Annotated in this window: 3 protein-coding genes; 1 reads left to right on the forward strand and 2 read right to left on the reverse strand. The window is 75.6% G+C overall.

All coding sequences use genetic code 11. The annotated features are described in order from the left end of the window. Positions 1–52: 52 nt before the first annotated feature. Positions 53–439, reverse strand: a complete 387-nt coding sequence (locus ACFU6K_RS38825) for a VOC family protein (protein WP_380671353.1) — start codon at positions 437–439, stop codon at positions 53–55. A 4-nt stretch (positions 440–443) separates the two neighbouring features. Further along, a complete protein-coding gene (locus ACFU6K_RS38830; protein ID WP_380671355.1) occupies positions 444–1,019 on the reverse strand; it encodes a GNAT family N-acetyltransferase in 576 nt (191 codons plus the stop codon). Positions 1,020–1,261: 242 nt separating this feature from the next. Here ACFU6K_RS38830 and ACFU6K_RS38835 point away from each other — a divergent pair. Next, positions 1,262–1,489, forward strand: a 228-nt coding sequence (locus ACFU6K_RS38835) for an SDR family NAD(P)-dependent oxidoreductase (protein WP_380671356.1), incomplete at its 3' end; no start/stop codon positions are given.

Consider the following 1,489-nt stretch of genomic DNA (forward strand, 5'->3'; position numbering starts at 1 on the left):
CTCGTGGACCTGGCGGGCGGCCATGGGCGAGTGGCCGGACTGATCCGACCGGTCAGGCGCTCCCGGTGGCGATCCGCTCGGCCTGACTGCGCTCGACGCAGAACTCGTTGCCCTCCGGGTCCCCGAGGGTGACCCAGCCCTTGCCGTCCGGGAGGCGGTGGTCCGCCAGCACGGTCGCCCCGAGGGCGACCAGGCGCTCCACCTCCTCGTCCCGGCTGCGGTCCTGCGGCTGGAGGTCGAGGTGGACCCGGTTCTTCGCCGACTTGCCCTCGGGCACCCGGATGAAGAGCAGCGAGGCGCCGGCGGAGTTGACCACCGCCTCCTCGTCGCCCGGGTTGTCGTCCTCGCCCAGGGTGCCGTCCAGCGCCTGCGCCCAGAAGGCGGCCAGGGCGTGCGCGTCGCCGCAATCGATCGTCACATGTCGTACCAGAGAAGCCATCCGCCTACTCTGATCTGCGCGGTTCGGGTTCGTCCAGCCATTTCCGGGAGTGCCGGTGGCCGTCCAGCGGAAAGGGCGGGAAGGCCGGGAGCAGTTCCACGAACGGGTAGCCGGCCTTCTCCGCGACCCGGCAGGAGGCGGGGTTGTCCACCTGGTGCAGCAGGTCGATCCGGCGCAGGCCGCCCTCGGCGAAGGTGGCGAAGGCCCAGGCGGTGAGGGCCTCCACCGCGCGCGGGGCCACCCCCCGGCCACGGGCCGGGGCCGCCGTCCAGTACCCCACCTCGGCCGTCTCCCCGCCGGGGGTGGGGTACTTGAGAGCGACGTTGGCGACGAGCTCGGCGCCGTCCAGGACGGCGAAGCTGTACCGGGTGCCCGCCGCCCGGCCCTCCTCCTGGAGGCGCAGCCAGTGCGCGGCCTCCTCGGCGTCGCCGACCGGGGTCCGGGTGAAGCGCCGCAGGGTCGCGTCCCGGTAGGCCTCGATCAGGGCCGGCGCGTCGGCGTCCTCGAAGGGGCGCAGCAGCAGGCCGCCGGCCGTCAGGGCGGCGGCCTCGTAGAGCGTGCCGGGCCGTTGGTCGTTCATGGCTGTGCCCCCCGTGGGTGATCCGTACGTTGCGACCTTCCTAGCAGTCGGAGGGCACGGGCGGCGCGGCCCCGGGCCCGCTGTTCGCGCCCGGCTCAGCAAGCGGAGGCCCGGGCTCCCCCGCCCAGGCCCGAGTGGCGGGTGGGGCGGGTGTGGGTGCGCGGTTTCCTGGCGGACGGCCCCGACGACTCCGCCCCTCCCGCTTGACCCTGACGCTGGCGGCAGGGTCGGAGGGTGGGCCCATGAACGACGAGAGCGGGACGCGGAGCCGGGTCGTGGTGGTCACGGGGGCCGGGACGGGGATCGGGCGGGAGACGGCGCGGGCCTTCGCCGCCGAGGGGGCGCGGGTGCTGGCGGTGGGGCGGCGGCCGGAGCCGCTGGCCGCGACGGCCGCCGCGTACCCGGCGCTGATCGAGCCACTGGCCACGGACGTGACCGGGCCCGGGGCGCCGGAGGAGATCGTCCGGGCG

The sequence above is a fragment of the Kitasatospora sp. NPDC057512 genome (assembly GCF_042802135.1).
Lineage (GTDB): Bacteria > Actinomycetota > Actinomycetes > Streptomycetales > Streptomycetaceae > Kitasatospora.